We start from the raw sequence: 23,923 nt of genomic DNA on the forward strand, positions 1-23,923 counted from the left end.
GGGATGATTCGAGAGTTCCTTAACAGAACTCTCTGGGATCCTGCCTTAATCTTGGGAACAGGATTACCAGAGACCCGGAAACAAATTTATACCAGTTTTGCTTTAAGCAGCGTTTTAATCTCAGCGATATCCGACTTCACCTCAAACATATCTGATTTGAGTCCTGAAACATCAGACTTGAGTTCGACCACATCTTCTTTAAGTTCGACCACATCTGCTTTAAGTTCGACTACATCCGATTTGAGTTCAGATACATCCGATTTAAGTTCAGATACATCCGATTCAACCCTGTCAAAACGTTGATTCACCGACGCTTCAAAAGACTCCATTCGCCGGTCAATATAGCTCTCCATGGAAATATGGTTCTGATCCACTTTAACGGATAAGGTTTTGAGATCACCGGTCAGCGTCAGCACCACCTGCTCAAGGTCGGCAATGGCCTTATGGTTGGAAAGCAGCAGGTCCTGATGTTTTTTTATATGGCTGGCCAGGGCATCCACCCCTTTACTGGTATCCACCTGGTTACGACGCAGCTCCCTCACTTCTTCTTCTAATCGGGTCAGCCGGAATTCGTACCGTTCGACGGTCATTATTATCATCCTCATTACTTGTCTGGAGTGTCAAAGCTAGACCAGGTTAGAGGAAATGCAAATCACTTGGGACAAAGCTCATTGACCCGTTTACTCAGGTATAACCGTCAGAGTGACGGTATCACTATATACACCCGTGGCAAGGGTTTGATTACCGGGAATATCGATGAATATCTGCACATTATTTGCCGTATATCTGTAGCAGTCCTGACTATCAGATCCTGCCAGATCTTCAATAAAAACACCCGGAGACAGGCTCTGTTTAATACCTGGCTGAAGAGCTGGTTGAAGCATAATTTTATAGTTAACGGGCGTTCCACCCTGGGACAGATAAAACTGCTGATTGGCATCATTTTTACCGGTCGCTTTGAGTTTGAAGTCTGTACCTCCCTGAGAAAAGACACAGAAGCTCATAGGCTCGCTGGTAATAGCCTGGTTGCCTTCCGCGGTCATCTCTATGTCTTTAAGGCCACTAATCCTGACTCTATCTGGAATTCTGATTTTGAATAGCAGGTCTACATCGTCACTGGCAGAAATAAAGCCGCTGGTTTCCTGCCCAAATAGAGAATAATTGGAGATATATAATCCAGGAAGTGTGGATTCCAGGGCATTATTAAAGATGGTAAACGTCAATGTTCCATCGACAGCCTGGTATTGGCCAGGGGTAAGCCCAGCTGAGAAGTCATTATTTACGTTTATTTCATCATTGCTGCCTTGCTTATATTTGACCTGGCCAATCACAATGTCCTCAGTGATCTGGTTGGTCTCTTGGTGTAGAAATGTGAAGTCAGAGCCTCTGAGGTTGTATGTTTGCTCAAACTGAAAGAAGTCACAACCACGAAAGAAAGTGCCATCGAATCTGTCTCCAAAGCAGGACTGCAGAGTCACATTTACCGGAACCTCAAACTGTGAATCCTCCCAGTCCAGGGGAATTTCGATATTAGCCGCATTACTGCCCAGAAATCTGAACGCACCCTGGCTTGGGAGGGAGAGTGACAATAATAAAAACATGAGATAGCAGAGGTTGGTCGTTGCTGACTTGGTACATAAATACATAAATATTATCCATGCGCTAAGTTCACTCCGTATATCCCTGCCAACTACCACGGAATAATCGGTAAGGATGCTTTTGCAGACAGTACAATATCTGTACTGTTTGTCCAGAAAATCTGCTAATAACTTGTCAGTTTATAAGGTGTGTTTACTGCCCTGTTTTATGATAATTGCTCTTGAACCTGTTAAAGATGTTCGGTTTCTTGCTGTTATTCTTCGTTCGCCCTGTCATCTGAGGGAGTGTCTACCGGAGTTTCCCAGAGTAATAAGGTAAGCGAAAGAAGTGGTAACGATGGAAATATCGGTATGCATTACTGCGCAGGAGCATGGGAATGGGAGATATTTTTATCAATCCCGCTATTCAGGAGTCCTACGGTAGACATTAAGCATCTGGCAGTGGCTACTGTTTGAACCACAAAGGACACAAATGCCCATGTCGCGTGACAATATTTTGCGCCACCCTCAGGGATGAAAAATGGTTACGCAAAATATTTTTCACGGCAAAGAGCACGAAGAAGAGCTTTTCTTTTCCTTTGTGCTCTTTGTGCTCTTTGTGGTTCCAATTCAAGACCCACAACACGTAACACCAACCCGTCAGCGACAGTCACTACGAGCCAGAGAACGAGGGATACAGCTATAGCATCAGGAAAAATTCCTTAATGTCTACGATTCAGGAGTAACAATCAGCGTAACGGTATCCTGGTACAGCCCTGAATTAGCGCTATCAAGTGATGCTTTGTTAATCGATACAGTCAGCATCATATTTTCATCATTGCCGCAATCCAGCTGTTGATCTCCTTTCCATGACGGACGGCCGACAAAATCACCACCTTCAACAAGGGTAATTCTGTTACCAGCCCCATTATTATTTGACGGCCCGACAGTCAGGTTATACTCGATAGTTTGACCATTATTATCAAGCTGAAAAGCACCCGAGCCAAACCTGCTGAGCCCCTTTATTTTGAACTTGCTCCTGCTTGCGGCATAGACACAAAATTTTTGAGATTCCGAAATATCCTGCCCGGTTTTTGCCGACAATAGCATATCCTCGAGTCCTGAGATCAGAATCGCGGGAGCAACATTAAGGGTTATTGAAAATTCGATAAAAACAGGCCCAGGGCTTTCCGGGGATGTTCCCGACCCTGCTTGCATTTTAAAGATACCACTGTAAATACCTGTCGCACCGGCAGAAATAATATCGTCTTTATAGGCAGTAACTGTGACAGATAACTCATTTTCTCTACACAGGCGGTATTCATTATTTCCTGTTAGTGTGACTGTAGAACCAGGAGTGAAGCGATCAGGAGTTTGAGGTGCATCATTCTCTGAAAACCTCTCAAGATGAATGGTAAGTGGTATCTGATTTCCGTCATTGCTGACAATAAACTGTCTGGCATCTCCATCAGTAGGGCCCTGTAGTTGCAGCTCAGGATTGTACATTACTCGATTATTGCCATCCTCCCTGTAAGAAATGGCACAAAAGGTTTTTTTATTCACAAGCTGGTTCTTGCCACTTGCCACATCATTCCCTGTCCATGAACCAAGATCAATATCAGTAAGGCGTTTAATTTTTACCCAGTAGTTATCAACGTTATCGCAGTTCTGTGAGTTACAGTCTGCGTCCGCAAAACCATGTAGTGAAAAAGTCAATAACAGTATCAAGAAAAAATAATTTCTAGAATGTATTGCACTGATACTTATGCTGAGCAAGCGGTTATCCTTCCAGAGAGGAAACAATCACTAATCTCGTTCCTGCGCAAGGCATGGGAACAAGAAAAAACCATTCTGCATACTACTTGATTATTCGTCGACATCATCCCGCCGGGTAATTGCCAGCTGGCCTTCCAGCAATGGTGAACATTGGGAGTCAGCAAGATCGATGGTGCCCATCTGCAGCACATAACCGGCATCCAGTGGTTTAACGGGTAGCTGGCAAAGCCAGCCGTTGTCCAGTTCTATTTGCAGGTTGCCCACATCGGCACGGGTCTCCAGCTGAAACATCCCGATATCATCTGTGCTGCCCGGGTAGAGGCCACCGTTAATACGGGCACCTTCCAGTGGTTGACCGTTAAACAACAGTCGTCCAAACAGCAGCTGCAGGGGAATGGCCTCGTAATCCAGTGTCATTACATTACCAGGGTAAAGCGTCACGGTTTTTTCCCGCTCATCAAAGCTGTACAGGGTTTCACCGGCCGGGCTCAGGCTGACCCGGTATTGCTCGTAGGGTGACAGGGCGATAATGGACGGGGAGCCGGCAATGGCATAGCCACGACGCTGGCCGTTTACCTTGACATCAAATACATCACCGGGGCGGCCATCCAGATTCACTACCAGGGCGCTCTCTGCACGCTCTTCCCCCCCCAGGGCAAACACGTCGCCATCGGTCAGGAAGCTGGTGCTCATACTGCCACCCCAGGCGGTGGTATTACTGTCACTGCCACGGGTATGGCTGGCACTGAAGCTGGCCCGGCCATAATGGTTGGCGTACTGAACGCTGCCATCCATGCGTTCATCACCGGTACCGCCTTCAACGCCCAGGTCAAAGCGCAGATCGCCATCCAGATAGTCGCCATCATCCCAGGACGTTGACAGCCGCAGTCGCTCAGAGCTATCCGTTGCACCATCACGTTTGCTGATCTCTGCCCGTGGTGTGGCCCGGAAGTTCCAGCGATCTTCACGGTAACGGAAACTGAAGCTGACCAGACCAATCTCTGTATCACCGGATTTGCTCAGGCTCAGAGCCACATCGCCATCGTAATCAAAGGTGCGGAACAGGGTACGGCGATAGTCCAGACTGTGAGTACGGGTCGGGTCCTGCTCTTCATTATTGTTGTCATAACTCTGGTTCAGGCTGTAACGGTAGCCCAGGCTGCCATCAAACAGGGGCATGGATGCGGAAAACGAGTGCTGTTCAAAGGCATTGCCAAACAGGCCGGGAATGTCATTGCCATCATCATCAACATCGGCTGTCAGTGACTCATCGTGCCATAAACGACGATAGCTGCCCGAAAGCGATAAGTCTCCCAGGGTCAGTCGACTGTTCGCGGTAAAACCCCGGCTACCATTATCCGCCAGTATCAGTGATGGCGAGATTTCATAGCGGTAGCCAAAGTGATACAGCCCGAATTCCATCAGGGCATCGTCATTATTGATGGCAACGGCACCGGTGGCCGCCAGGGTGTCGAGCACCCGGCGGCTGACACCTGCACGGTTCAGCCACTGTTCCGTCAGCTCTGGCAGGGCTTTATCCCCTTGACGGTTGACCACCCGGCCGGTTTCCGCAAAAAACAGCCACTCACCGATGGGGGGAATCTGGCTCTGCTTGGCAAAGAAGCGGTTTTCAGTGGCGATCAGGTTGCCGCTTTCATCGAGTATACGAATCTCAATATCGTAAGCGCCACTGGGAAAGCTGGTGGTATCCAGCTGTTGGGAGCCTGCTTCGAAGAAGGCGCTGTCGATCAACCGGTCATCTTTACGCACTTCCACCCGGCCACGGGTGGGCAGGAACACTTCAACTGGCATACCACCGGAGAAGTCCAGGTCTTCCCGGGTATTGTCGGAGCTATTAATCCGCAGGCCAACCATGGGCTGGTCAGAGGTGAGGTTCAGACCAAAACCGCTGGTGGATAACAGGCCAGCGTTGTATTCCACCCCTTCAAAATCCCGCTGGCCGTAGAATTGGTTGACGGAGAAGTGATTGGTATCGGAATAGTCCCAGCTCCAGTAGATACTGTTTTCTTTCCAGGCGGCCATGGTCAGACCATTCAGCGTATAACTGTTATCGCTGTCCTCGGCACTGGAGCCGCTGACGGTGGCAGAAAAGTTCTGCATCAGGGCAAAGCCCGCATCGGAAGGGGGCAGGTATTTACGCACATCAGCGGCACGGGTCAGCATAAAACGACGGTTGATAAATATATCCACCCGGAAGCGGGATTCATCAAAAATGACACCGGCCACGGGTGATTCCAGAATACCGCAGTTTTGCGAGGAGTCTGTTAAACATACCAGATCTGCATGGCTGTTCAGTTCGCCGGTCAGGGTGCTGACAATCAGGGTTGGGTCATTCAGATTACCGATCTGGCGCACCAGCTCGGCGGGATTGGGCAGTTCAATAATTCCTGGGCTGAACGAGGCCAGCTGGGAACCGATATAGCGGTTGCCGAAATAGATATCCACCAGGGATTGCTGGGTGTCACTGAGCTCTTCAAAACCGGCGGGTGGGTTTGTGGCAGCGAGAAAAATGGGGTCGTCAGCCTGCGCCATGTGGCTGAAAGCGTACATGGAAAATGCAGATAGTATTGGAATGATGCACTTCCAACGACGCATAATGGGGGATCTATCCTGGTTGTTTAACCACAACGATGCTGAAAATCGCTCCGGTATTTTCAGCACTTCCTACATCCCTGGCGGTCGGCACAGAGATATCAGAGTTTATATTCTCATTCCCACGCTCTGCGTGGGAACGAGGCCGGCGAACCGGCCTACCTTAGTTTCAAGAATCAAGACCTGAGCCTTGTTTCTTGACCCTTGTTTCTGGTATTCATTCCCGCGGAAGGCCGTGGGAATGAGGTTAGGTCTACTTTTTTTACTGTGGGGTAACAACTAATGTTACGGTATCAGAATAACTACCACCTGCTAATGAAGAAATATCACTAGTTACCCAAACTGCTATTTGAGCATTTTCATTAGCACAATCTAAGTTGGGTTTTGGTTGTGTGAGAAGAGCTCCAGCTTTAAGATTTGTTGTTGAGATAACATTTAAATCTGTGCCTGGAGTTATTGATGAGTTATCAAGAGAGCCGGAGCCTTGCCCATAACCAGATACTTTAATTCCGTAATCAATAGCTGTTGATCCATCACTTCCCGCACCAACAAGTTGGAATTTATTGAGGCTGGCAATCTCTAACTGATAGTCATTTGAAAGAACTGCTTTATTTGTAAATACACAGATTAAGTCTGTAGCTGCAGTTGACTCTGATATTTGGGTTCCGTTAAGAGGAATATCGCTAAACCCCCAAACCTTTGCTACAGATCCTTTTTCAAACTTTATATCGAATGTGCCTTTTGAAGTTGGGCCAGCCGTTCCTTGAGTTGCTGCAATCACCCCAGCAGACCCCAGCAAACCTGCAGAAACCGCCGTTGCCAGTACTAATGTCCTTAATGTTTTCATTCTTATGCCCCCATGCAGTGGTTAACTGCTGTCTTCTTGTGATTATGTTTTTATTTAGCGTTGTCTGGTTGTTGGATGGAAAATGGAAGTGTTAAGGGTGCATAGTTACCTGGGTATGCCAGCCTGTTACGCTGAACCATTCACTATTCACAGTAAACGATTCACACTTTCCACAACTCCAGTCAAAAACCTTCGCAAGCCAACACCGAATAATGGTTATTTTACGACCAAAGCCTTCTACTGTATAACTTTCAGACAGACAGTAAGTACTTAGTCAGTCATGATATTGAAACCTGATTTTTAAATATTCAGAGATATTACTCAAGTTTTTTGTGACTTACGTCACTATAAATTTGGCTATATCTCGGTTTTTGCGAATGGAATGTGTGTGGATATTTGTATGGTGGTTTGAAAATTTCAGTGTTGTGCTCACATACAGGTCTCAATACTGATCATTTTGTTGTGTTTCAGTGTCTCTTATTTACACATTGATAATGTTTCTGATTTCCACCCAATGCCCTGGCCAGTGAATTATTCAGTGGCCACCTGAATGGTTTATGATCAGCCGTCACAATTTGTCAATGAATGCCATCCAACTCACAGATGCTCTATGATTGACACTCTGTCATCTATTGGATCTGCCCATGCTCGATGTTGTTCTCTACCAACCGGAAATCCCCCCCAATACCGGTAATATCATCCGTCTCTGTGCCAATACCGGCTTTCGTCTGCATTTGATAGAACCCCTGGGCTTTGAGCTGGATGATCAGCGATTGAAACGGGCGGGTCTGGATTATCATGAGTTTGCCGAGCTGAAGATTCACCCGGATTACCCAAGTTTTCTGGAAACCGTCAAACCGGGCCGGGTGCTGGCTCTGAGCACCAAAGGCACCAGCAATTACAGCTGCTGTGGGTTTCGGGAAGGGGATGCTCTGCTGTTTGGCCCGGAAACCCGGGGCCTGCCAGCTGAGATTCTGAGTTCTCTGCCCGGTGATCAGGTCCTGAGATTACCCATGCTCCCGGACAGCCGCAGCCTGAACCTGTCCAATACTGTGGCGGTGATGGTTTATGAAGCCTGGCGGCAGATGGGGTTTATTGGTGGGCGCTAAGACTTGGAAGGCCAGAAGTTTTTATCCACCGCTTGCTGGAAACTCCACGGGCACTGTTCTGGAAATAAGCTGACTGGCAGATTGGTTTCATCATGGGCGTCTTCCAAGGCTCGTTCGTAAACGACAGGCAACATTGCATCAAGTTTGCTTTTCAGTCCCGGACAGTCCAGTAGTAAGCGCCCAATCTGCTTCCTTTGTTCTTTTATGGTTCTTTCCCAGCTGTTGCCCTGTTTTCGCTTTTCTGGTTGGAAGTGCCATTTTAGTAAATGCGTGAACAGTACGGTCAGCCGTGACTGCAGGGCCCGGTAGTCACTTCTGCCCATGCTTTCCAGCTCCTCCAGAATATTATCCAGGTCCAGCTCAGCCAGCCTGCCTTCGCGAATCAGGTCGGCCTGTTTTTGAGTCCAGGAATAAAAGTCACGTTCATATAAGTCGGACATTGTGCTTACCTTGCCTGCTAGCTTTCCTTTGCCGTGAAAAATATTTCGCTTAACCATTTTTCATCCCTGAGGGTGGCGCAAAATATTTTCACGCGCCATTGGCATTTATGATGACTTTAGATGGTTATAACAGCAGAGGCAAAGGTGTGGGCATTGGGGGAGGACAGGAAAAGGAAGCCGACTTCAGAAAGAAGCCGACCAGGTATTATCAATTAACAGCTTCCGGCTGCTGCTTGGCGGACTGCTGTTCGCGGGCCTGCATATACAGCGCGTCGAAGTTTACTGGTGCCAGCATAAGCGGAGGGAAGCTGCCGCGCAGTACCAGGTTGTCGATGGCTTCGCGGGCATAAGGGAACAGGATGTTCGGGCAGAAGGCTCCCAGGGTACGGTGCAGTTCTTCTTCATCCAGACCTTTGGCCAGGAAGACGCCTGCCTGATGTACTTCAGTAACGAAAGCGGTTTCCTTCTTATTGGAAGGGCTATCTTCAGGACCGTTTTCCACCGTTACCGTCAGGGACAGAACCACCTCGTAAAGACCTTCTTCCAGGGGGCGGTTGCTGGTGCTCAGGTCCAGTTTGACTTCTGGCTGCCACTGCTTCTGAAAGATCTCAGGAGCCTTTGGTGATTCAAAGGAGATATCTTTCGTGTAGATTCGCTGCAACGCAAACTGCGGAGCCTGCTGTTGTTGAGAAGCCTGCTGCTGATTTTCAGCCATTGTCATTTCCTTACTTTTGATGAGCTAATGATAAGCCAAGCGAATAACGCATTTTGGTAATGATCGTGCAGATTGTCCAGCCAGAGCCTATTTTCGGACCACTGGCAGATTGTCAGAGGTCCAGGTGGACATACCACCCTGTAGTCTGACCACATTGGCAAAGCCCTCGGTTTTCAGGGTTTTGCCAACACTGCCGCTGTGCTGCCCCATGGCATCCACCACAATAATGGTCTTTTCGCGGTATTTCTCCAGTTCACTGGCACGTTCCCTGATTTTTGTATAAGGAACGTTAATGGCGTTGACGATATGACCTTTGGAAAAGTCTGCCTTTTCCCGAACGTCGATCACCACGCCCTGGTCCTGGTTGACCATCTGGGTCAGCTGGGCGGTGGAAACGCTCTGCCCACCCTTGCGCATTTCAGTAAAGGCCAAAGCGCTGGCCAGCGCCACCAGTGCACCAACGTGCAGGGGGTGGTTAATGATAAACTCGATGAATTGTTCCATGCCGACAAGCTGTCAATCTATAAATTGAAAGGTGGCAAGTATACTGATCCCGTCTCAGGAAAGTAAGGGAAGGACGATGGAAAAAGTGCTGGCCGACTTTTGTGCGCTTTTGGTATGTACGGTGCGTTAGTACAAAAAGCCATCGCCAACTAAAATGACTCCATAAACGCTGTCGGTGATATTTGTGCGGAAAGTTTCAGAAAATTGCAGAGACTTTCAGGGGATATCGCCGGTTGACGCCCCCTGGTGTGATAGTTTGCGCTGTTCACTCAAGAGCGGGCATTGCACTGGAAACCGGCGGCAAAGCAGGTAGAATGCCAACCATTCCACTCACCATAAGGTTGGTTCAAGAGATCGCGCTGATAAGTCAGACATTCAGCCTCTTCACCAGCCTTCCCGTTCGCCAAGGTTAAGACCCATGACTGATAAGCGCACACCTACCGCCCTGATCATCCTTGATGGTTACGGCTACCGTGAAGAAAAAGACAGCAACGCCATTCTGGCCGCCAAAACGCCGGTAATGGATCGTCTGTGGCAAGAGAACCCGCACAGCTTCGTTTCCGGTTCCGGAATGGACGTTGGCCTGCCCGATGGCCAGATGGGTAATAGCGAAGTTGGCCATATGAACCTGGGTGCAGGCCGCGTGGTTTACCAGGAACTGACCCGGATTACCAAAGCCATCCGGGACGGTGACTTCTATGAGAATGAGGTGATTACCCGCGTTGTGGATAAAGCCATTCATGCCGGTAAAGCCGTTCATATTATGGGGCTGGTATCTCCGGGTGGTGTTCACAGCCATGAAGACCATATCCATGCCATGGTTGAACTGGCTGACCGTCGTGGTGCCAGAGAAGTCTATGTTCATGCCTTCCTGGATGGCCGTGACACACCACCGCGCAGCGCTGAATCGTCCCTGGCAAAGCTGGATGCCCTGTTGCAGGAAAAAGGCATTGGCCGTGTTGCCAGCCTGATTGGCCGTTACTACGCCATGGACCGTGACAACCGCTGGGATCGTGTCCAGCAGGCTTATGACCTGATCACCGATGGCAAGGCCGGGTTCACTGCAGCAACCGCAGTTGAAGGCCTGAGAGCCGCTTATGAGCGTGACGAAAACGACGAGTTTGTTAAAGCCACCGTCATTGGCGCTGAAGCGGCCCGGCTAAACGATGGCGACGCACTGGTATTTATGAATTTCCGTGCTGACCGCGCCCGTGAAATCACCCGTGCCTTTGTTGATCAGGACTTTGATGGCTTCCAGCGCAGCCGTGTGGCCGATCTGGCCGGTTTTGTGATGCTGACGCAGTACTCTGCGGATATCGATGCCCCCTGTGCCTTCCCGCCCAGCGAACTGGTGAACACGCTGGGTGAATACATGGAGAAACTGGGCAAAACCCAGCTCCGTATTGCGGAAACCGAGAAGTACGCTCACGTCACCTTCTTCTTCAGCGGCGGTCGTGAAGAGCCGTTTGATGGCGAGAAGCGAGTGCTGGTGGCCTCACCAAAGGTCGCCACCTACGACCTGCAGCCAGAGATGAGTGCTCCGGAAGTCACCGATCGTCTGGTTCAGGAGATCCGCAGCGGTGAGCACGACCTGATCATCTGTAACTACGCAAACTGCGACATGGTTGGCCATACCGGTGATTTCAACGCAGCGGTTAAAGCAGTTGAAGCGGTAGACGCGAGTATTGGCCGTGTGCTGGAAGCCCTGGAAGAAGTAGGTGGCCAGTGCCTGATTACCGCGGACCATGGTAATGCCGAACAGATGGAAGACCCGGTCACCGGTCAGGCTCACACTGCCCACACCTGTGAGCTGGTGCCACTGGTGTATGCTGGACCGCAAGGCATTCAGCTGAAGGATGGTATTCTGTCTGATCTGGCACCCAGCCTGCTGGCACTGATGGGTTTGGAACAGCCTGCCGAGATGTCAGGAAAGTCCCTGCTGGTTAAGTAAGCTGCTCTGTTTTTCGATTAGAGTCTGAAGATAAGTGACAGGCTTATCTTCAGATGTTGTCGGATACCACAGGTTAAATGCCTTCACGTCGGTTTCTGTGAGGATAGTGATGGCTTTGTGCCGGTACTGGCTGTGTATGCTGGTTTCGATTGAGTTCTACATTAGATGATATGACGGTGCGCAGTACTTGCACAGCTTGTTGATCAGGAAGAGATGTAGCGAGTAAAAGGTCATCAACAAAGGGAATCTCGGTAAAACCCTGCTCCAGTAAAGCATCCGGACAGAATTGACGTAATTTTTCCGGAGTAGCTTGAAAGGTTGTCTGTTTATATTGAGTCACTTCTCTATAACAAACTGATATTGTTGGCTGGGACGGACTTGAAGGGCTGTCATCATTTGGCTGTGAAGTGGCCTGATGCATGAAAGAAGTAGGTTGGGCTGATGCACACGGCAGACCGTTTGCAGTCTTGGGGGTTGTTGAAGAATGGCTTCGCTGGGTAGTAGGCGAAAATGGGGTTTGTTGAGGCCTGTCTGGCATCGATGTCTGCGAAAATTGGCCGGGCAATGGATATTCGCCTGACTGACCAAAATGGGAATTAAAATTATTCATCGGTAGCGTACCTTTAAATCTTTTATCAAGTTATTTCGGTCTCACGATCTTTACAAAGTACCATAATAGATGAATATTTATTTTTAGTTTGATTTTAAATTCGGAAAGAAACATTTATTTCTTTTGAAGTGGTTATCGAAGAAATGAGGAGTTGTTCAGATCCCTGTCATTAAAAACAGGGATCTGAAAGGCCCTGATCGATCAGGAAACAATAGCCAACAGTTCCACTTCAAAAACCAGCGTCGTGTATGGACCGATGGCTCCACCGGCTCCACGTTCACCATAAGCCAGGTGATAAGGAACAAACAGCTTCCACTTGGAACCTGTGTTCATCATTTGCAGCGCTTCCGTCCAGCCGGCAATCACACCGGATACCGGAAATTCTGCAGGCTCTCCCCGTTGCACGGAGCTGTCGAATACGGTTCCGTCAATCAGTGTGCCATGGTAATGGGTTCTTACCGTACTGGCCCGGGTTGGTTTTTCACCATCGCCTTCGGCCATTATTTCAAACTGCAGGCCGGATTCCGTGACCTGAACACCTTCACGTTTGGCATTTTCCGCCAGGAACTGCTCACCTTCGGCAGCAAGCACCCGAGCCTTTTCCGCTTCTTCTGCCTGCAGGCGTGTTTGCATTTCAGTAAAGGCTGCGTGCAGGTCTTCGTGGGCAACAACGCTTTCGACACCGTTCAGGGCATCTGCAAGGCCAGCCAGAACCGCATCAATCGATAAGCCCGCGATGGGGTTGGAGGCCAGCTGATCGCCCATCTGGCGACCAATACCGTAGCTGACCCGCTCTTCCATGGTTTGGTAAATATCAGACATTAATTATCAACTTCTATAGAAATTAAGCGCGGGAGTATAACACGATTAGCAGGCCATCCATTGATATCTGATGGTCAGATAACTGTCTACAGTATGAGTTCATTTGGTTAATGGCCAATGTGTGCATATTATTTGGTTCAACCATTCTCAGGAGGCGGAATTGGCAGGCTCAATCATCGCGATCAGTGCTTTGATAAAATCCCTCCCCTTGATCTGGTGATTATTCACAGGCGGATTGGTCAATAGCCAGCCGTTAACCCTGTGCTCAAAATCACGACGGCGAACATGGTTACGCAATTTCATTTGCAGATTCTCCGTCAGTGCATGAAGGCGTTGTTGTTCCTGAAGCAGGTTCGTCAGGTCGTCAGGTTCCCGGGGGGGGGCAGCAGAGTGCAGGGCGATGAACTGTCTGGCTTTATTCAGGGTCAGCAGGGAGCGCATAAACAAGCCATAAATACGCTCATTGGGGCTTTCAGGATGATTAAAAAGAATGGTGCGGGGTATGGGAAATACCGTGCCTTTCTGCAATTTTTCAGTCAGTGGATCAAGGTTCTCAGCGAGGTATTCCAGCGTATTGTTCAGTAATCTGGTCTCTTCAGTAAACGGCAAACACCATACCGGCCGATCAACGCCGGAAACCTGAATGGCCGCTGCCTTTGCATCGGTTACTCTGTCATCAATATTGACCTGGAGCCCCATTGCTTTCATGCCCAGATCACCGTCTTTCAGATCAATATTGTAGGCGTTTGGCAGTTTAATCGCCTGACACCCCGGGACTCGCCAGATGACGACACCCTGGGGAATGTCTGAATCCTTGTCGGTATTCAGTGCCCGCAGTTTTTCAACGAGCGTTTCGGCAGACACTTTTGTCGTGCAGATAATGTCAATATCATTAAATGATAAGCAGTGGTTCTGTAAAAAACGTGAGTATGAACCGGTAATCAGGATGGGTGGATTGGTATAAGAGTGGTTGATTTCCTGGATAATCTCCAGAGCTTTCAGCGTGAGCCCATTTAACTGCGGAACCTGATTGTCAGAACACTCCGGCCCACCTGTTGCTGGCCGCTCTGTTGAACCGTGCTTTAGAGTTTGAGCCGCATTGACGGTAACTGCGGCAGACGTATTTTCTGTTTCTTTGAGGTATTCCTTAAGCTGAACAGGGTGTGGGGCTGCCCTGCCGGGATTGATGGCGGATGGCGCTGGTGAGGCAGGGGCTGCATATTCACGTCGATTATAATTGGACCGCCCCGGAGCAATGGCATGCTCCTGTCTGATCATTAACTCATCCATCAGGTTGGCTGCGGAACTGTATTGTTCAAACCAGTAGCCCAGGGCATGGCGCAGGTTGCTTTCCCGGGGAAAACTCTGAAGGGACTCCAAAACCTGATTCTTATGGACTTGTCGTCCATTAACAGGCCGTCCGGTGATACAGCAGTGTGCCAGGAAGAAAAAATACAGGCGTGAGTTCTGAAATGAGCACCTCAGTGTTTTGATGGATCGCAATACCTGTTCTGCTGACACGCTCCGATGATCAATGGTCAATTCATACTGCATAGCCATGAATTTCAATACACATTTCAGCCGCTTGTGCTGATCTTTAGCCGGTACGCTGTTTAAGATTTGCCAGGCCCTTTGAATGATCTCCTGATCTTCGTTGGCTTCATCGTACCACTGAGGTTGTTTCAACCTTTGCATCAGGTATTCAGCTTGCCTTGCAGAATGATTCCCGCGGGCTTTATCAAATGCTGCCAATACAATCTGGTTATCCAGGGTGTTGCCATTCACTTCACTGGCATTCAATGCCAGCTGAGCATAAAAAATCGCACTTTCGAGCAACCAGTTGCCCCGTTCATAGGCCTTGATCACCGTATCCTGCCTGACCTTCTGGCCATTCAACAGCAGGCCTCTCAGGCAACATTGTTCCTTAAAGCGTACTAACCCGAGTTTTCCTTCCGGACTCTTCGGGAAGGCTCTGGCCACAGCATCCGGCGTGACCGGCTGGCCATTCAACAGGATTCCCCTCAGGCAACATTTTTCCTTAAAGCGCGCCATCCCCAGTTGGCTTTCCGAAGTATTCGGGAAATCCTTGACTACCGCATCCGGCGTGACCGGCTGGCCATTCAATACGATTCCCCTCAGGCAACACTGCTCCTTAAAGCGCGCTATCCCCAGTTTGCCTTCCGGACTATTTGGGAAACCCTTGACCACCTCTTCCGGTGTGACCCGCTGCCCCTTCAACCTCAGTCCCATCAGACAACATTGTGCCTTAAAGTGCGCTACGGCCAGTTTACTCTCAGGATTATCCGGGAAACCCTGAACGACACTATCCGGTGTGATCTGCTGGCCATTCAACAGCAGGCCACTCAGGCAACATTGTTCCTTAAAGTACGCTACGCCCAGTTTGCCCTCCTGACTATCCGGAAAATACTTAATCACTTCATCCACAGTGACCTGCCGACCATTAATCGGCATTCCCCTCAGACAGCATTCCGCCTTGAAGCGTGCCAGAGCCAGCATTGCTTTAGAGGCCTCATAACCCTTAATCACTGCATCGGTTGTCACCTGTTGGCCATTCAACAGCAGCCCCTTCAGACAACAATGTTCTTTAAAGTGCGCTATCTCCAGTATTGCTTTAGCGGCCTGAAAATCTTTAATCACTGCGTCCGGTGTAACCCGTTGGCCGTTCAACATCAGGCCCTTCAGGCAACATTGTTCCTTGAAGCGTGCTATCCCCAGCCTACCTTCCGGACTATCCGGGAAATCCTTGACTACTGCCTCCGGTGTGACCTTCTGGCCATTCAATGCCAGGCCCATCAGGCAACATTGTTCCTTAAAGCGCGCTATCTCCAGTGTTGCCCTGACTGCCTGAAAATCCTTAATCACTGCATCCGCAGTGACCGGCTGCCCGTTCAATGGCAGGTTGCTCAGGCAACACGACTCTTTAAAGCGCGCTAACGACAGTTTGCCTTCCCAGCTATCCGGAAAACCCTTAACCACCGCATCTGCTGTAACCGGCTGGCCATACAACGACAGTCTCCTGAGACAACATTCCTGCTTGAAGCGCGCTATCGCCAGTTTGCCTTCCGGACTAGCCGGGAAATCCTTAACCACTGCATTCGTTGAGACCTGTCGACCATTCACCGGTAGCGCTTTCAGGCAGCATTGCGCCCTAAAGTACGCTGCCCCCATTTTGCCTTCCGGATTATTCGGGAAATCCTTAATCACCGCATCCGGTGTGACCTGCTGGTCATTCAACGGCCAGCCATTCAGGCAACATATCGCTTTGAAGCGTGCCAGCTCCAGTCCTGCCCCGGCCACCTGAAAACTCTTGACTACGGCATCCGGTGTGACTGGCTGGCCATTTAATGGCAGGTTATTCAGATAACATTGCTCTTTAAAGTACGATAGTTCTAATTTTGCCCCGGCCATCTGAAAATCCTTAACTACCGCATCCGCTGTGACCGGCTGGCCATTCACCGGCAGGCGGTTCAGACAGCATTGCGACTTAAAGCGCGCCAGCTCCAGTATTGCCCCGGTGGCCTGAAAATCCTTAATCACCTCGTCCGCTGTGACCGGCTGGCCATTCAACCTCAGGCTTCTCAGGCAGCATTCTTCCTTGAAACGCGCTATCTCCAGTATTGCCTTGATGGCCTGAAAGTCATTAATCACCGCATCTGCTGTGACCGGCTGGCCATGTAATGGCAGCTTCCTCAGGCAGCATTCCTCTTTGAAGCGAGCTATCCCCAATTTGCCTGCCGGACTATCCGGAAAACTCTTAATCACCAGATCCGGTGTGACTGGCTGGCCATTCAATACCAGGCCATTCAGGCAGCATCGTTCTTTAAAACGCGCCAGCTCCAGTGTTGCCCCGGCTGCCTGGTAACCCTTAACCACCGTATCCGCTGTGACCGGCCGCCCGTTTAACATCAGGCCCTTCTGGAAACATTGTTCCTTAAAACGGGCCAGCTCCAGTGTCGCTCCGGCTGCGTGATAATCCTGAACCACAGCTTCTGCTGTGACCGGCTGGCTATTCAATGGCAGGCCCTTCAGGCAACATCGCTCCTTCAGGCGCCCTATCTCCAGCATTGCTCTGGCTGCCTGATAATCCTTGATTACCTCATCCAGTAACACTGGTTTGCCATTCAACATCAGACCCTTCAGCGAACACAGCTCCTTAAAACGTGCCAGCTCCAGTGTTGCGTTGGCTCCCTGAAAATCCTTAATCACCGCATCCGGTGTCACCTGCTGGCCACGCAACGTAAGGCCCTGCAGGCAACATTCCGCTTTGAAGCGCGCCAGCGCAAGTATTGCCTTGATTGCCTGGAAATCCTTAACCACCGCATCCGGTGTCACCTTCTGGCCAAGCAACAACAGACCCTTCAGGCAACACTCTGACTTAAAGCGTGCTATCGCTAGTTTGCACTTATTGTTTCGATCCGGTTTTCGGTTGAATTCTTGAATGACCTGATCCGGCGACACTTTTCTGTTGCCAGCCAGCACGTTCTCCAAGCAGAGCCTTTGCAGGAAAAAGCCACTTCTGATCGACGTTGTATCATTGCTAAAGGCGGTAAGCACATCAGTAACGGTAACTGTACGTCTTTGTAATTGTTTATTTTGCCAAAAGGCTTCTTCCAGTTGTCTGCCATAATCCGGGGTGGTGGCACTGCCTCTATAAGACTGACGGTTTGCGACTCTTTTACCGTTAAATGTACTTCTACTGCGATCAGAAGGCCTGGCTGAACCGGCTTCCCGGTTACCAGCAGACACACACTGGGCATAGGTTGATACCGTTGTTTTCAGAATAAAACCCTGAACAAAATTAGACTTTAAATACCGCCTTTGACCTCAAAATGATTATTAGGTTCATCAGCCAACCTGTAAAAGTGCCATAAATGCTTTGTTGCCAAGCTCAACATCTAAAAACTGCACGACGCTGGCTGGCAATGACCTCACCACGCGATCTGCCCTGCCATCATAGCTCAGAGAAAGAAAATCATGGAGCAGATTGAGCATATTGCTGTTGGTCAGTGATGAACTGGTTCTTTTGCAGGATGCAAGCCTGGATGGACTGATTGACTTATGTTCCAGCCAATATCTTTCTTCAACCGTTTCAATACAGACAGAAAAAGCAATGAGTAAATTTTCTTCCTGCGCGGGATCAATCTCAACGAGACCCTGAAAATTTTCAGATGGCAAGGAGCTGCCTAAAATCTGTTTGCCAAGGTCTTGAACTTTTTCCCCAAGATGTTCAGGACAGACGAGAAAGTTCCAGTATTCAATGAGGGATTGCTTGACCTCATGGTAAGGTGCCAGATGCTTAATCCCTGTTATTCCCCGATTGTGCAAAAATAATAAAAGATGGAGATAAACATAAACCGGCTCTCCAACTACTCCACCGAACTTTGCACCTAAACCGTCGATATGCTGCTTTCTGTTGTCAATAAGCTGAGAAAGTGAAGGAAGCTTGCCAAGTCGGGCCTCTGCAAAGATATTTTTCAGTACAGGAATACGAACATGATGTTTGTGATAACGCTCTATTTGATGAAAATCGGTTCCCGTAATTCTTTGCAGCTGAGCGATCTGACCAACCAGCGAATTCAAATGACTTGGCAATGCCACCGCTGACACTCTGCTTGATGGAAAAACCTGATGTACTTCATAGGAACCAATAGTCCTTTCCGGTGCAGAAGCACTCATCCGGCTCTCTGCAAGACCGACTTCTGGTTGAGACCTTTTCCGGGAAGAGTCAACTAATGGAGGTTCTGACATCCGTTTTGCACCAGGAACCCGGTGCCCGACAGATGAGTGATAATGAGTATCCATGATATTTAAGTTTCAATTGCCAGGGTTGTTGTCTTGAATTCCTTGCTCCCATGTAAATCCTTATCAACAGTGCCTATTCTAGACGACTCTGCTGCTTGACAAGTTCGCTGTCAGGGTTGGTAAATGACCAGGCTGCGTGTCCACAAGAGTTAACGTTCTACATCTCTATTTGAGTGATGGCCAGCTTTCTACTGCTGGCAGTAGAACTCACCCTGTTTTATGAAACTAAAGTAATAGTTCTTATGTCTTAACTTAATACCCGGACCAAAATGCGGGCTGAGAGTATTTCCATACCGGGCTTCATTGATAACACCTGAAACAGGAAAGGACCAGGAACCATGTCTTTAGCAGTACTGACCAATATTTTCATCATGGTAGCGTTGCTCTATTTGCTCTACCGTTTCCAGAAACACTGCCTGCCGTTCAGCTGGCAGGTATTTATTGCCCTGGGTATGGGCGTGGGTTACGGAGCCTGTTTACAGCTTTTTTATGGTTACCCTTCTGAGACCCTGACCGAGTCCATCAACTGGTTCAATATTGTTGGTAACGGCTATGTCAGTCTGTTGAAGATGATTATTGTGCCCCTGGTCATGGTGTCCGTGATCTCGGTTATCCTGAAGCTGAAAGGTGCTGGCACCCTTGGCAGGATCAGTGGCTGGATTCTGACATTGCTGATGGTCACCGTGTCTATTGCTGCTGCCATTGGTATTATTTTCGCCCTGGGCTTTGGTTTGAGTGCCGAGTCCATTACCTCCGGTGTTCGTGAAGCGGCTCGTGGGGAGCAGCTGCTAAACACGGTGACCAGGGTAGAAAACCTGTCAATTCCCTCCATGCTGATCAGTCTGATCCCTGCCAACCCGTTTATGGATATGACCGGAGCCCGGAGCACCTCCATTATCGGCGTGGTGATTTTCTCCGCTTTTATCGGTGTCGCGGCGCTGGGTCTGGATCCTGAGGAACCTGAAGAGACCAGCCACTTTGAGCGAACCGTTCACGCTGTCCACGCTATTGTAATGCGTATCGTGACGATGGTATTGAATCTGACCCCCTTCGGTATTCTGGCCTTGATGACCAAAGTGGTGGCAGGCAGTAACGTCACCGACATACTGCAACTGCTTCAGTTTGTTATTGCCTCTTATGCAGCGCTGATTGCCGTGTTGGTGGTTCACCTGGTCATGATAACCATGGTGGGTGCCAACCCCATCCGGTTCATCAGGAAAACGTTGCCGGTACTGATCTTTGCCTTTACCTCCCGGAGCAGTGCGGGCACCATGCCGCTGACCATTCAGACTTTGACGAAGGGCCTCGGGGTTTCTGAAGGCGTGGCCAACTTTGCCGCATCTTTCGGTACCACGATTGGGCAGAATGGTTGTGCGGGCATTTATCCTGCCATGCTGGCCGTGATGATTGCCCCCACCGTGGGTATTGACCCAACCAGCCTCAGCTTTATTGGCACTCTGATAGTGACCATCGCTATCGGCTCGTTTGGCGTGGCCGGAGTGGGTGGTGGCGCAACCTTTGCGGCACTGATTGTGCTCTCGGCCCTCGGCCTTCCTGTTGAATTGGCGGGCCTGTTAATTTCCATTGAGCCGGTGATTGATATGGGCCGGACTGTCGTCAATGTCAGTGGTGCCATTACCACCGGCTTTGTCAGTGGTCGAGCCATGGGTGAGGTGGATATGGAAACCTTCAACCGCAAGGCTTCCCTTGAACTGGATAAGTGAATGCTGTGGATTTTCTTCCGGGAATCAATCCGGTGGCTGCTCCGGGCTATCCGGATGATTTGCCAATATCTTATTCAATGTTGACTTTATGCTATTCAGTGGCCTGCTGACATAACCATTACCATTATCACACATGAGTAACACCCTCTCTTCAAAGGTATTACCTTCTATTGCTCTTGGCAGAGCATCAATGGATGTTTTGTATTCATTGATAATGGCCCGTCCTTCTTCCTCTATAGTTTCAATCAGGAAGATTAACTGCTCTATAACGTCCAAATGCCCGGGATCTACAAGGGAGTAGTTAACCTCGGCAAATAACTTGCCATCGACCCTCTTTTTTGAATCGTATTCAGCCAGACCAGAAGACTCATACTCTTTCTCGATCAATCGAACCGCCACATTATAATTTGTGCAGGCCTTTAATAAATCAAAATTTCCTTTATCTTTTTGCACAATCGTATAGTCAGCTATTTTTCTGTGAATCTCTCGCTTTCTTACAGTGTATTTTTCTGTTTTTATCATCTCCATCAGTCTTGATATCAAATTGCGGAAATAAAAAACAATCCCGTGATAGCAATCTTGAGGCAGTGTTGATTTGCCTTTCTGATTTATGCTGTCAATAGATGCTTTATCACTCTCTTTAAAAGAGAGTGATTCATAGATTTCAACACGACTTATGGATTTTTTAATTTTCCCACGAAGGCACTGTTCAATATGCCTCTCGACAGCGGCCAGCAGTTCCCCGGCTTTACAAATACGCTCGAAGGCACTCATATTATTTTCGATCCAGAAAACAAATTTTGGGCTCAATTGAATGCTCGAACCGGAAAAAAGACGCTTGCGATGATTATCAGCATCGACCCAGGCCATCCAGAAGGCAAAGCTTTTCAACATAAAAATTTCAATATAAGTCCTCAACGATTGATTAAATTCATATTTATTTTTATACCAGTCAGGTGCTTTATTCGGATCATAAGAAATAAGCTTACTAATTATTACCTCGGATACGGAGTCATTACATGGACGACGGATCTTTTTCGCTATCTCACGGATCACTTGACCATTGGGAAATCGATAGATCTTCCGGTCAGATTTTAAGAGACTGTCAGTGGCGGAATCCACAGATCTGCTGTCAGATGTCAAAGAGTAGTGAGACTTTCTGTCAGCAGAGGACCTTCTATCAAGAGAAGAGGTTGTTCCTATGGAGCCCGAACCGCTAAAGGATCTGTCACTGATGCTCGTATCCGAAGTAAAACCTGCACCGCCAATTTCTTCTGCCCCATTAACTGATGATTGGTTCGTGGGTAAACTTTGAAATCTGATGCTGAAAGATTGTCTGCTATCCTCGTCGTTCAGAGAGGTAAAATTCAAAGCAGGTTGAATCTTCACGACTATTCTTCCCTTTTCCAGGGAAATTTTATTATCAGGCAGACTACCAGTGAATGTTACCACTTCCTCTATATGGCTAACCTCATAGGGACCCAGAGATCCGGAACTTGCGGCATCAGCATTCGTTTGAGTTGATTTATGAACAGGAATTCTTCCTGAGAGATCGACCAATTCAGTTTGATTGATGACCGCATCCATAAATGATTTGCTTCTCTTGAGCAGCAGGAACCAACCCGGTTAATCTGTCAGGCTGACTGAATGATTTTTCAATATGGTAGTCAATGTTGACTTTATGTCCTGTAATGGCTTACAGGCATAACCATTACCATTATCAGACATATGTAACACCCTTTCCTCAAAGCTCTGGCCTTTTACCGCTCTTGGCAGGGTATCAATACAGGTTTGGTAGTCACTGAGAATGGCTCTGCCTTCTTCCTCCAGGGCTTCAATCAGGACAAGTAACTGCTTTATAACATCCAAATCTCCGGGTTCGACCTCGACGTCCAACTGTTCATCGGCCCTCCTTTCTGCATCGTATTGAGCCAAAACAGTCAGTTCATATTCTCTCTTGATCAACCGAACCGCTAAATTATAATTTACGCAGGCATTTAATAAATCAAAATTCCCTCTCTTTTTTTCCAGAATCGTATGATCGGCTATTTTTCTGGCAATCGATGCCTCGTCTTTATTATATTTTTTCGATTGTAGCGCAAGCTCTAATTTCGAGATAAATTTGCTGAAATAGAAAAAAATTGCAGAAGAGCAATCAGATAACAGTTGTGAATCTCTACTTCGACTTTTGTTTTTGATGGATGCTTTATCGCTTTGTTTAAAAGACAGCGTTTCATAAAGCGTAACACGATCTATGGGATTGGTTCTGGTTGACCCACCAAAGCATCGGTCAACCTGATTTTCGACACTGGTAAGCAGCTGCGCAGCTTCACAAATAGACTCGAAGATACTGGTATTATTTTCAAACCAGAATACAAATTTTGAACTCAACGGATAACTCGAAAGATCAGCCGAACCTGTAAAAAGATTCATGCCTTTACCATTCGCATCATGCCAGCCCATACCATTGGCAGCGCTTTTCAAAATGAAAGTTTCAACACTAGTGATCAAAGACCTTATAAACTTGTATTTACTTATGTACCAGGGAGGTACGGTGCTCGGATCATAAGTGATAAGCCTGTTAAATATCATTCTGGATACAGGGGCTTTACGCCGACCCGGGACACTTATCATGTCAGCGATCTCGCAAATCTTCTGGCCATTTCTGAATAGAGCGTTATTGGCAGAATTCAAAGAACTGCTGTTAGAGTCTACGGAATAGCAAGACTCTCTGCCAGAAGATGCCATTTTATCAAGAGAAGACGATGTTACTGATAAAGCTGAACCGGTAACAAATCCTTCAGAGACGCTCGTATCTGAAGATACCGAATCCTCTCTCATTGCTGGCAGGACTGGTTGCCTGATAACCCTCTGAACATGAGCTGCTGAATGACTGTCAATACCGGAATCTCCAGAACTGTGAGATCCGGAAGCTGTATTCACTGGTATTGACTCACTGTTGTCCACATTTGTACATTCAACATAGTAATCCCAGTCAAAGTCTTCACTGCCAGCAGCTTCTGTTTCTGTCAGGTTTGCGGGTGTCTGATTCACGGGTAAGCTGCGAAATCTGATGCTGAACGATGTGCCATTGGCCTCTTCGTTCTGGGCGGTAACATTCAAAGTCGGATAAATCTTCACGACGACTCTGCCCTTTTCTACAGTAATTTCCTTATCAGGCAGGCAACCGGTAAACATTACCACTTCGTCAACATCTACACGACTGACGTCATAAGGCCCCAAGGATCCCGACGTTCCTGCGTCAGGCTCCGTTTGAGTTGATTTGTGAACGGGTGTTTGACCAGAAAGGCTGGGTAATTCAGTGTAATTGACAACCGTATCCATAATGATCTGCTTCACCTTGACTGTCAGCATTCAAGTGGATTTTTAACTGCAAAGCATAACGGCTGCC

General features: G+C 48.4%; 18 protein-coding genes. 3 read left to right on the forward strand and 15 right to left on the reverse strand.

Going from position 1 to position 23,923, the window contains the following annotated elements; translation table 11 throughout:
* Positions 1-86: 86 nt before the first annotated feature.
* The 5 genes from J7439_RS11885 to J7439_RS11905 all read right to left on the reverse strand — a co-directional run bounded on the left by J7439_RS11885 (position 87) and on the right by J7439_RS11905 (position 6,813).
* Positions 87-590: a hypothetical protein gene (locus tag J7439_RS11885; RefSeq protein ID WP_209202015.1), complete on the reverse strand. Its 504-nt coding sequence runs from the start codon at positions 588-590 to the stop codon at positions 87-89.
* 90 nt (positions 591-680) lie between these two features.
* Positions 681-1,646, reverse strand: coding sequence for a spore coat protein U domain-containing protein (locus tag J7439_RS11890; protein ID WP_209202016.1), 966 nt, complete (start codon positions 1,644-1,646; stop codon positions 681-683).
* A gap of 660 nt (positions 1,647-2,306) precedes the next feature.
* Positions 2,307-3,293 (reverse strand): hypothetical protein, encoded by a 987-nt coding sequence (locus tag J7439_RS11895; RefSeq protein WP_209202017.1) that lies wholly within the window; start codon positions 3,291-3,293, stop codon positions 2,307-2,309.
* A 150-nt stretch (positions 3,294-3,443) separates the two neighbouring features.
* Positions 3,444-5,924, reverse strand: a complete 2,481-nt coding sequence (locus J7439_RS11900; RefSeq protein ID WP_209202018.1) for a TcfC E-set like domain-containing protein — start codon at positions 5,922-5,924, stop codon at positions 3,444-3,446.
* A 304-nt stretch (positions 5,925-6,228) separates the two neighbouring features.
* Positions 6,229-6,813: a hypothetical protein gene (locus tag J7439_RS11905; protein ID WP_209202019.1), complete on the reverse strand. Its 585-nt coding sequence runs from the start codon at positions 6,811-6,813 to the stop codon at positions 6,229-6,231.
* 632 nt (positions 6,814-7,445) lie between these two features.
* Between J7439_RS11905 and trmL the strand changes: the two genes are divergently transcribed.
* Positions 7,446-7,922, forward strand: coding sequence for a tRNA (uridine(34)/cytosine(34)/5-carboxymethylaminomethyluridine(34)-2'-O)-methyltransferase TrmL (gene trmL, locus J7439_RS11910; RefSeq protein ID WP_353623052.1), 477 nt, complete (start codon positions 7,446-7,448; stop codon positions 7,920-7,922).
* On the opposite strand, the gene J7439_RS11915 is transcribed toward trmL, so the two are convergent.
* From J7439_RS11915 to J7439_RS11930, 4 genes are all read right to left on the reverse strand, one after another.
* On the reverse strand, positions 7,919-8,362 hold the full coding sequence (locus J7439_RS11915) for a DUF29 domain-containing protein (protein ID WP_209202021.1): 444 nt from the start codon (positions 8,360-8,362) through the stop codon (positions 7,919-7,921). The two genes, trmL and J7439_RS11915, sit on opposite strands and share 4 nt — an antisense overlap.
* Before the next feature lie 208 nt (positions 8,363-8,570).
* A complete protein-coding gene (secB, locus tag J7439_RS11920) occupies positions 8,571-9,083 on the reverse strand; it encodes a protein-export chaperone SecB (protein WP_209202022.1) in 513 nt (170 codons plus the stop codon).
* An 81-nt stretch (positions 9,084-9,164) separates the two neighbouring features.
* Complete coding sequence (locus tag J7439_RS11925) at positions 9,165-9,581, reverse strand: rhodanese-like domain-containing protein (RefSeq protein ID WP_209202023.1); 417 nt, start codon at positions 9,579-9,581, stop codon at positions 9,165-9,167.
* Between the two features lie 269 nt (positions 9,582-9,850).
* Entirely contained in the window at positions 9,851-9,988 is a 138-nt protein-coding gene (locus J7439_RS11930) for a hypothetical protein (protein WP_209202024.1), read from the reverse strand.
* 11 nt (positions 9,989-9,999) lie between these two features.
* On the opposite strand from J7439_RS11930, the gene gpmM reads away from it, so the two are divergent.
* The gene (gene gpmM, locus J7439_RS11935; RefSeq protein ID WP_209202025.1) at positions 10,000-11,532 is read left to right on the forward strand and encodes a 2,3-bisphosphoglycerate-independent phosphoglycerate mutase; all 1,533 of its coding nucleotides are present in this window, start codon (positions 10,000-10,002) and stop codon (positions 11,530-11,532) included.
* A 73-nt stretch (positions 11,533-11,605) separates the two neighbouring features.
* On the opposite strand, the gene J7439_RS11940 is transcribed toward gpmM, so the two are convergent.
* The 4 genes from J7439_RS11940 to J7439_RS11955 form a co-directional block, all read right to left on the reverse strand.
* Positions 11,606-12,142, reverse strand: a complete 537-nt coding sequence (locus J7439_RS11940; RefSeq protein WP_209202026.1) for a hypothetical protein — start codon at positions 12,140-12,142, stop codon at positions 11,606-11,608.
* 201 nt (positions 12,143-12,343) lie between these two features.
* The gene (gene bamJ, locus J7439_RS11945) at positions 12,344-12,964 is read right to left on the reverse strand and encodes a BamJ family beta-barrel-assembly machinery protein (protein ID WP_209202027.1); all 621 of its coding nucleotides are present in this window, start codon (positions 12,962-12,964) and stop codon (positions 12,344-12,346) included.
* 147 nt (positions 12,965-13,111) lie between these two features.
* Positions 13,112-17,731, reverse strand: coding sequence for a hypothetical protein (locus J7439_RS11950; protein WP_209202028.1), 4,620 nt, complete (start codon positions 17,729-17,731; stop codon positions 13,112-13,114).
* 99 nt (positions 17,732-17,830) lie between these two features.
* On the reverse strand, positions 17,831-18,787 hold the full coding sequence (locus J7439_RS11955; protein ID WP_209202029.1) for a hypothetical protein: 957 nt from the start codon (positions 18,785-18,787) through the stop codon (positions 17,831-17,833).
* 338 nt (positions 18,788-19,125) lie between these two features.
* On the opposite strand from J7439_RS11955, the gene J7439_RS11960 reads away from it, so the two are divergent.
* On the forward strand, positions 19,126-20,511 hold the full coding sequence (locus J7439_RS11960) for an L-cystine transporter (protein WP_209202030.1): 1,386 nt from the start codon (positions 19,126-19,128) through the stop codon (positions 20,509-20,511).
* Between the two features lie 24 nt (positions 20,512-20,535).
* On the opposite strand, the gene J7439_RS11965 is transcribed toward J7439_RS11960, so the two are convergent.
* Both J7439_RS11965 and J7439_RS11970 read right to left on the reverse strand, forming a co-directional pair.
* On the reverse strand, positions 20,536-22,098 hold the full coding sequence (locus J7439_RS11965; RefSeq protein ID WP_209202031.1) for a hypothetical protein: 1,563 nt from the start codon (positions 22,096-22,098) through the stop codon (positions 20,536-20,538).
* A 39-nt stretch (positions 22,099-22,137) separates the two neighbouring features.
* Positions 22,138-23,856 carry a hypothetical protein gene (locus J7439_RS11970; protein ID WP_209202032.1) on the reverse strand — a complete coding sequence of 573 codons (1,719 nt, stop codon included), beginning with the start codon at positions 23,854-23,856 and terminating at the stop codon, positions 22,138-22,140.
* Between the last annotated feature and the right edge of the window lie 67 nt (positions 23,857-23,923).

Origin of the sequence: Salinisphaera sp. G21_0 (genome assembly GCF_017744115.1) — a bacterium.
In the GTDB taxonomy this organism is placed as follows: Bacteria; Pseudomonadota; Gammaproteobacteria; order Pseudomonadales; family Endozoicomonadaceae; genus Endozoicomonas.

What these genes read in the sequence shown, in the direction of transcription:
- J7439_RS11965 (WP_209202031.1), bottom strand. Translation starts at nt 22,098, where the DNA reads ATGGATGCGGTCATCAATCAAACTGAATTGGTCGATCTCTCAGGAAGA.
- J7439_RS11915 (WP_209202021.1), bottom strand. Translation starts at nt 8,362, where the DNA reads ATGTCCGACTTATATGAACGTGACTTTTATTCCTGGACTCAAAAACAG.
- J7439_RS11960 (WP_209202030.1), top strand. Translation starts at nt 19,126, where the DNA reads ATGTCTTTAGCAGTACTGACCAATATTTTCATCATGGTAGCGTTGCTC.
- J7439_RS11970 (WP_209202032.1), bottom strand. Translation starts at nt 23,856, where the DNA reads ATGGATACGGTTGTCAATTACACTGAATTACCCAGCCTTTCTGGTCAA.
- J7439_RS11890 (WP_209202016.1), bottom strand. Translation starts at nt 1,646, where the DNA reads ATGTATTTATGTACCAAGTCAGCAACGACCAACCTCTGCTATCTCATG.
- J7439_RS11925 (WP_209202023.1), bottom strand. Translation starts at nt 9,581, where the DNA reads ATGGAACAATTCATCGAGTTTATCATTAACCACCCCCTGCACGTTGGT.
- J7439_RS11955 (WP_209202029.1), bottom strand. Translation starts at nt 18,787, where the DNA reads ATGGATACTCATTATCACTCATCTGTCGGGCACCGGGTTCCTGGTGCA.
- bamJ (WP_209202027.1), bottom strand. Translation starts at nt 12,964, where the DNA reads ATGTCTGATATTTACCAAACCATGGAAGAGCGGGTCAGCTACGGTATT.
- J7439_RS11940 (WP_209202026.1), bottom strand. Translation starts at nt 12,142, where the DNA reads ATGAATAATTTTAATTCCCATTTTGGTCAGTCAGGCGAATATCCATTG.
- J7439_RS11885 (WP_209202015.1), bottom strand. Translation starts at nt 590, where the DNA reads ATGACCGTCGAACGGTACGAATTCCGGCTGACCCGATTAGAAGAAGAA.
- secB (WP_209202022.1), bottom strand. Translation starts at nt 9,083, where the DNA reads ATGACAATGGCTGAAAATCAGCAGCAGGCTTCTCAACAACAGCAGGCT.
- J7439_RS11905 (WP_209202019.1), bottom strand. Translation starts at nt 6,813, where the DNA reads ATGAAAACATTAAGGACATTAGTACTGGCAACGGCGGTTTCTGCAGGT.
- J7439_RS11900 (WP_209202018.1), bottom strand. Translation starts at nt 5,924, where the DNA reads ATGTACGCTTTCAGCCACATGGCGCAGGCTGACGACCCCATTTTTCTC.
- gpmM (WP_209202025.1), top strand. Translation starts at nt 10,000, where the DNA reads ATGACTGATAAGCGCACACCTACCGCCCTGATCATCCTTGATGGTTAC.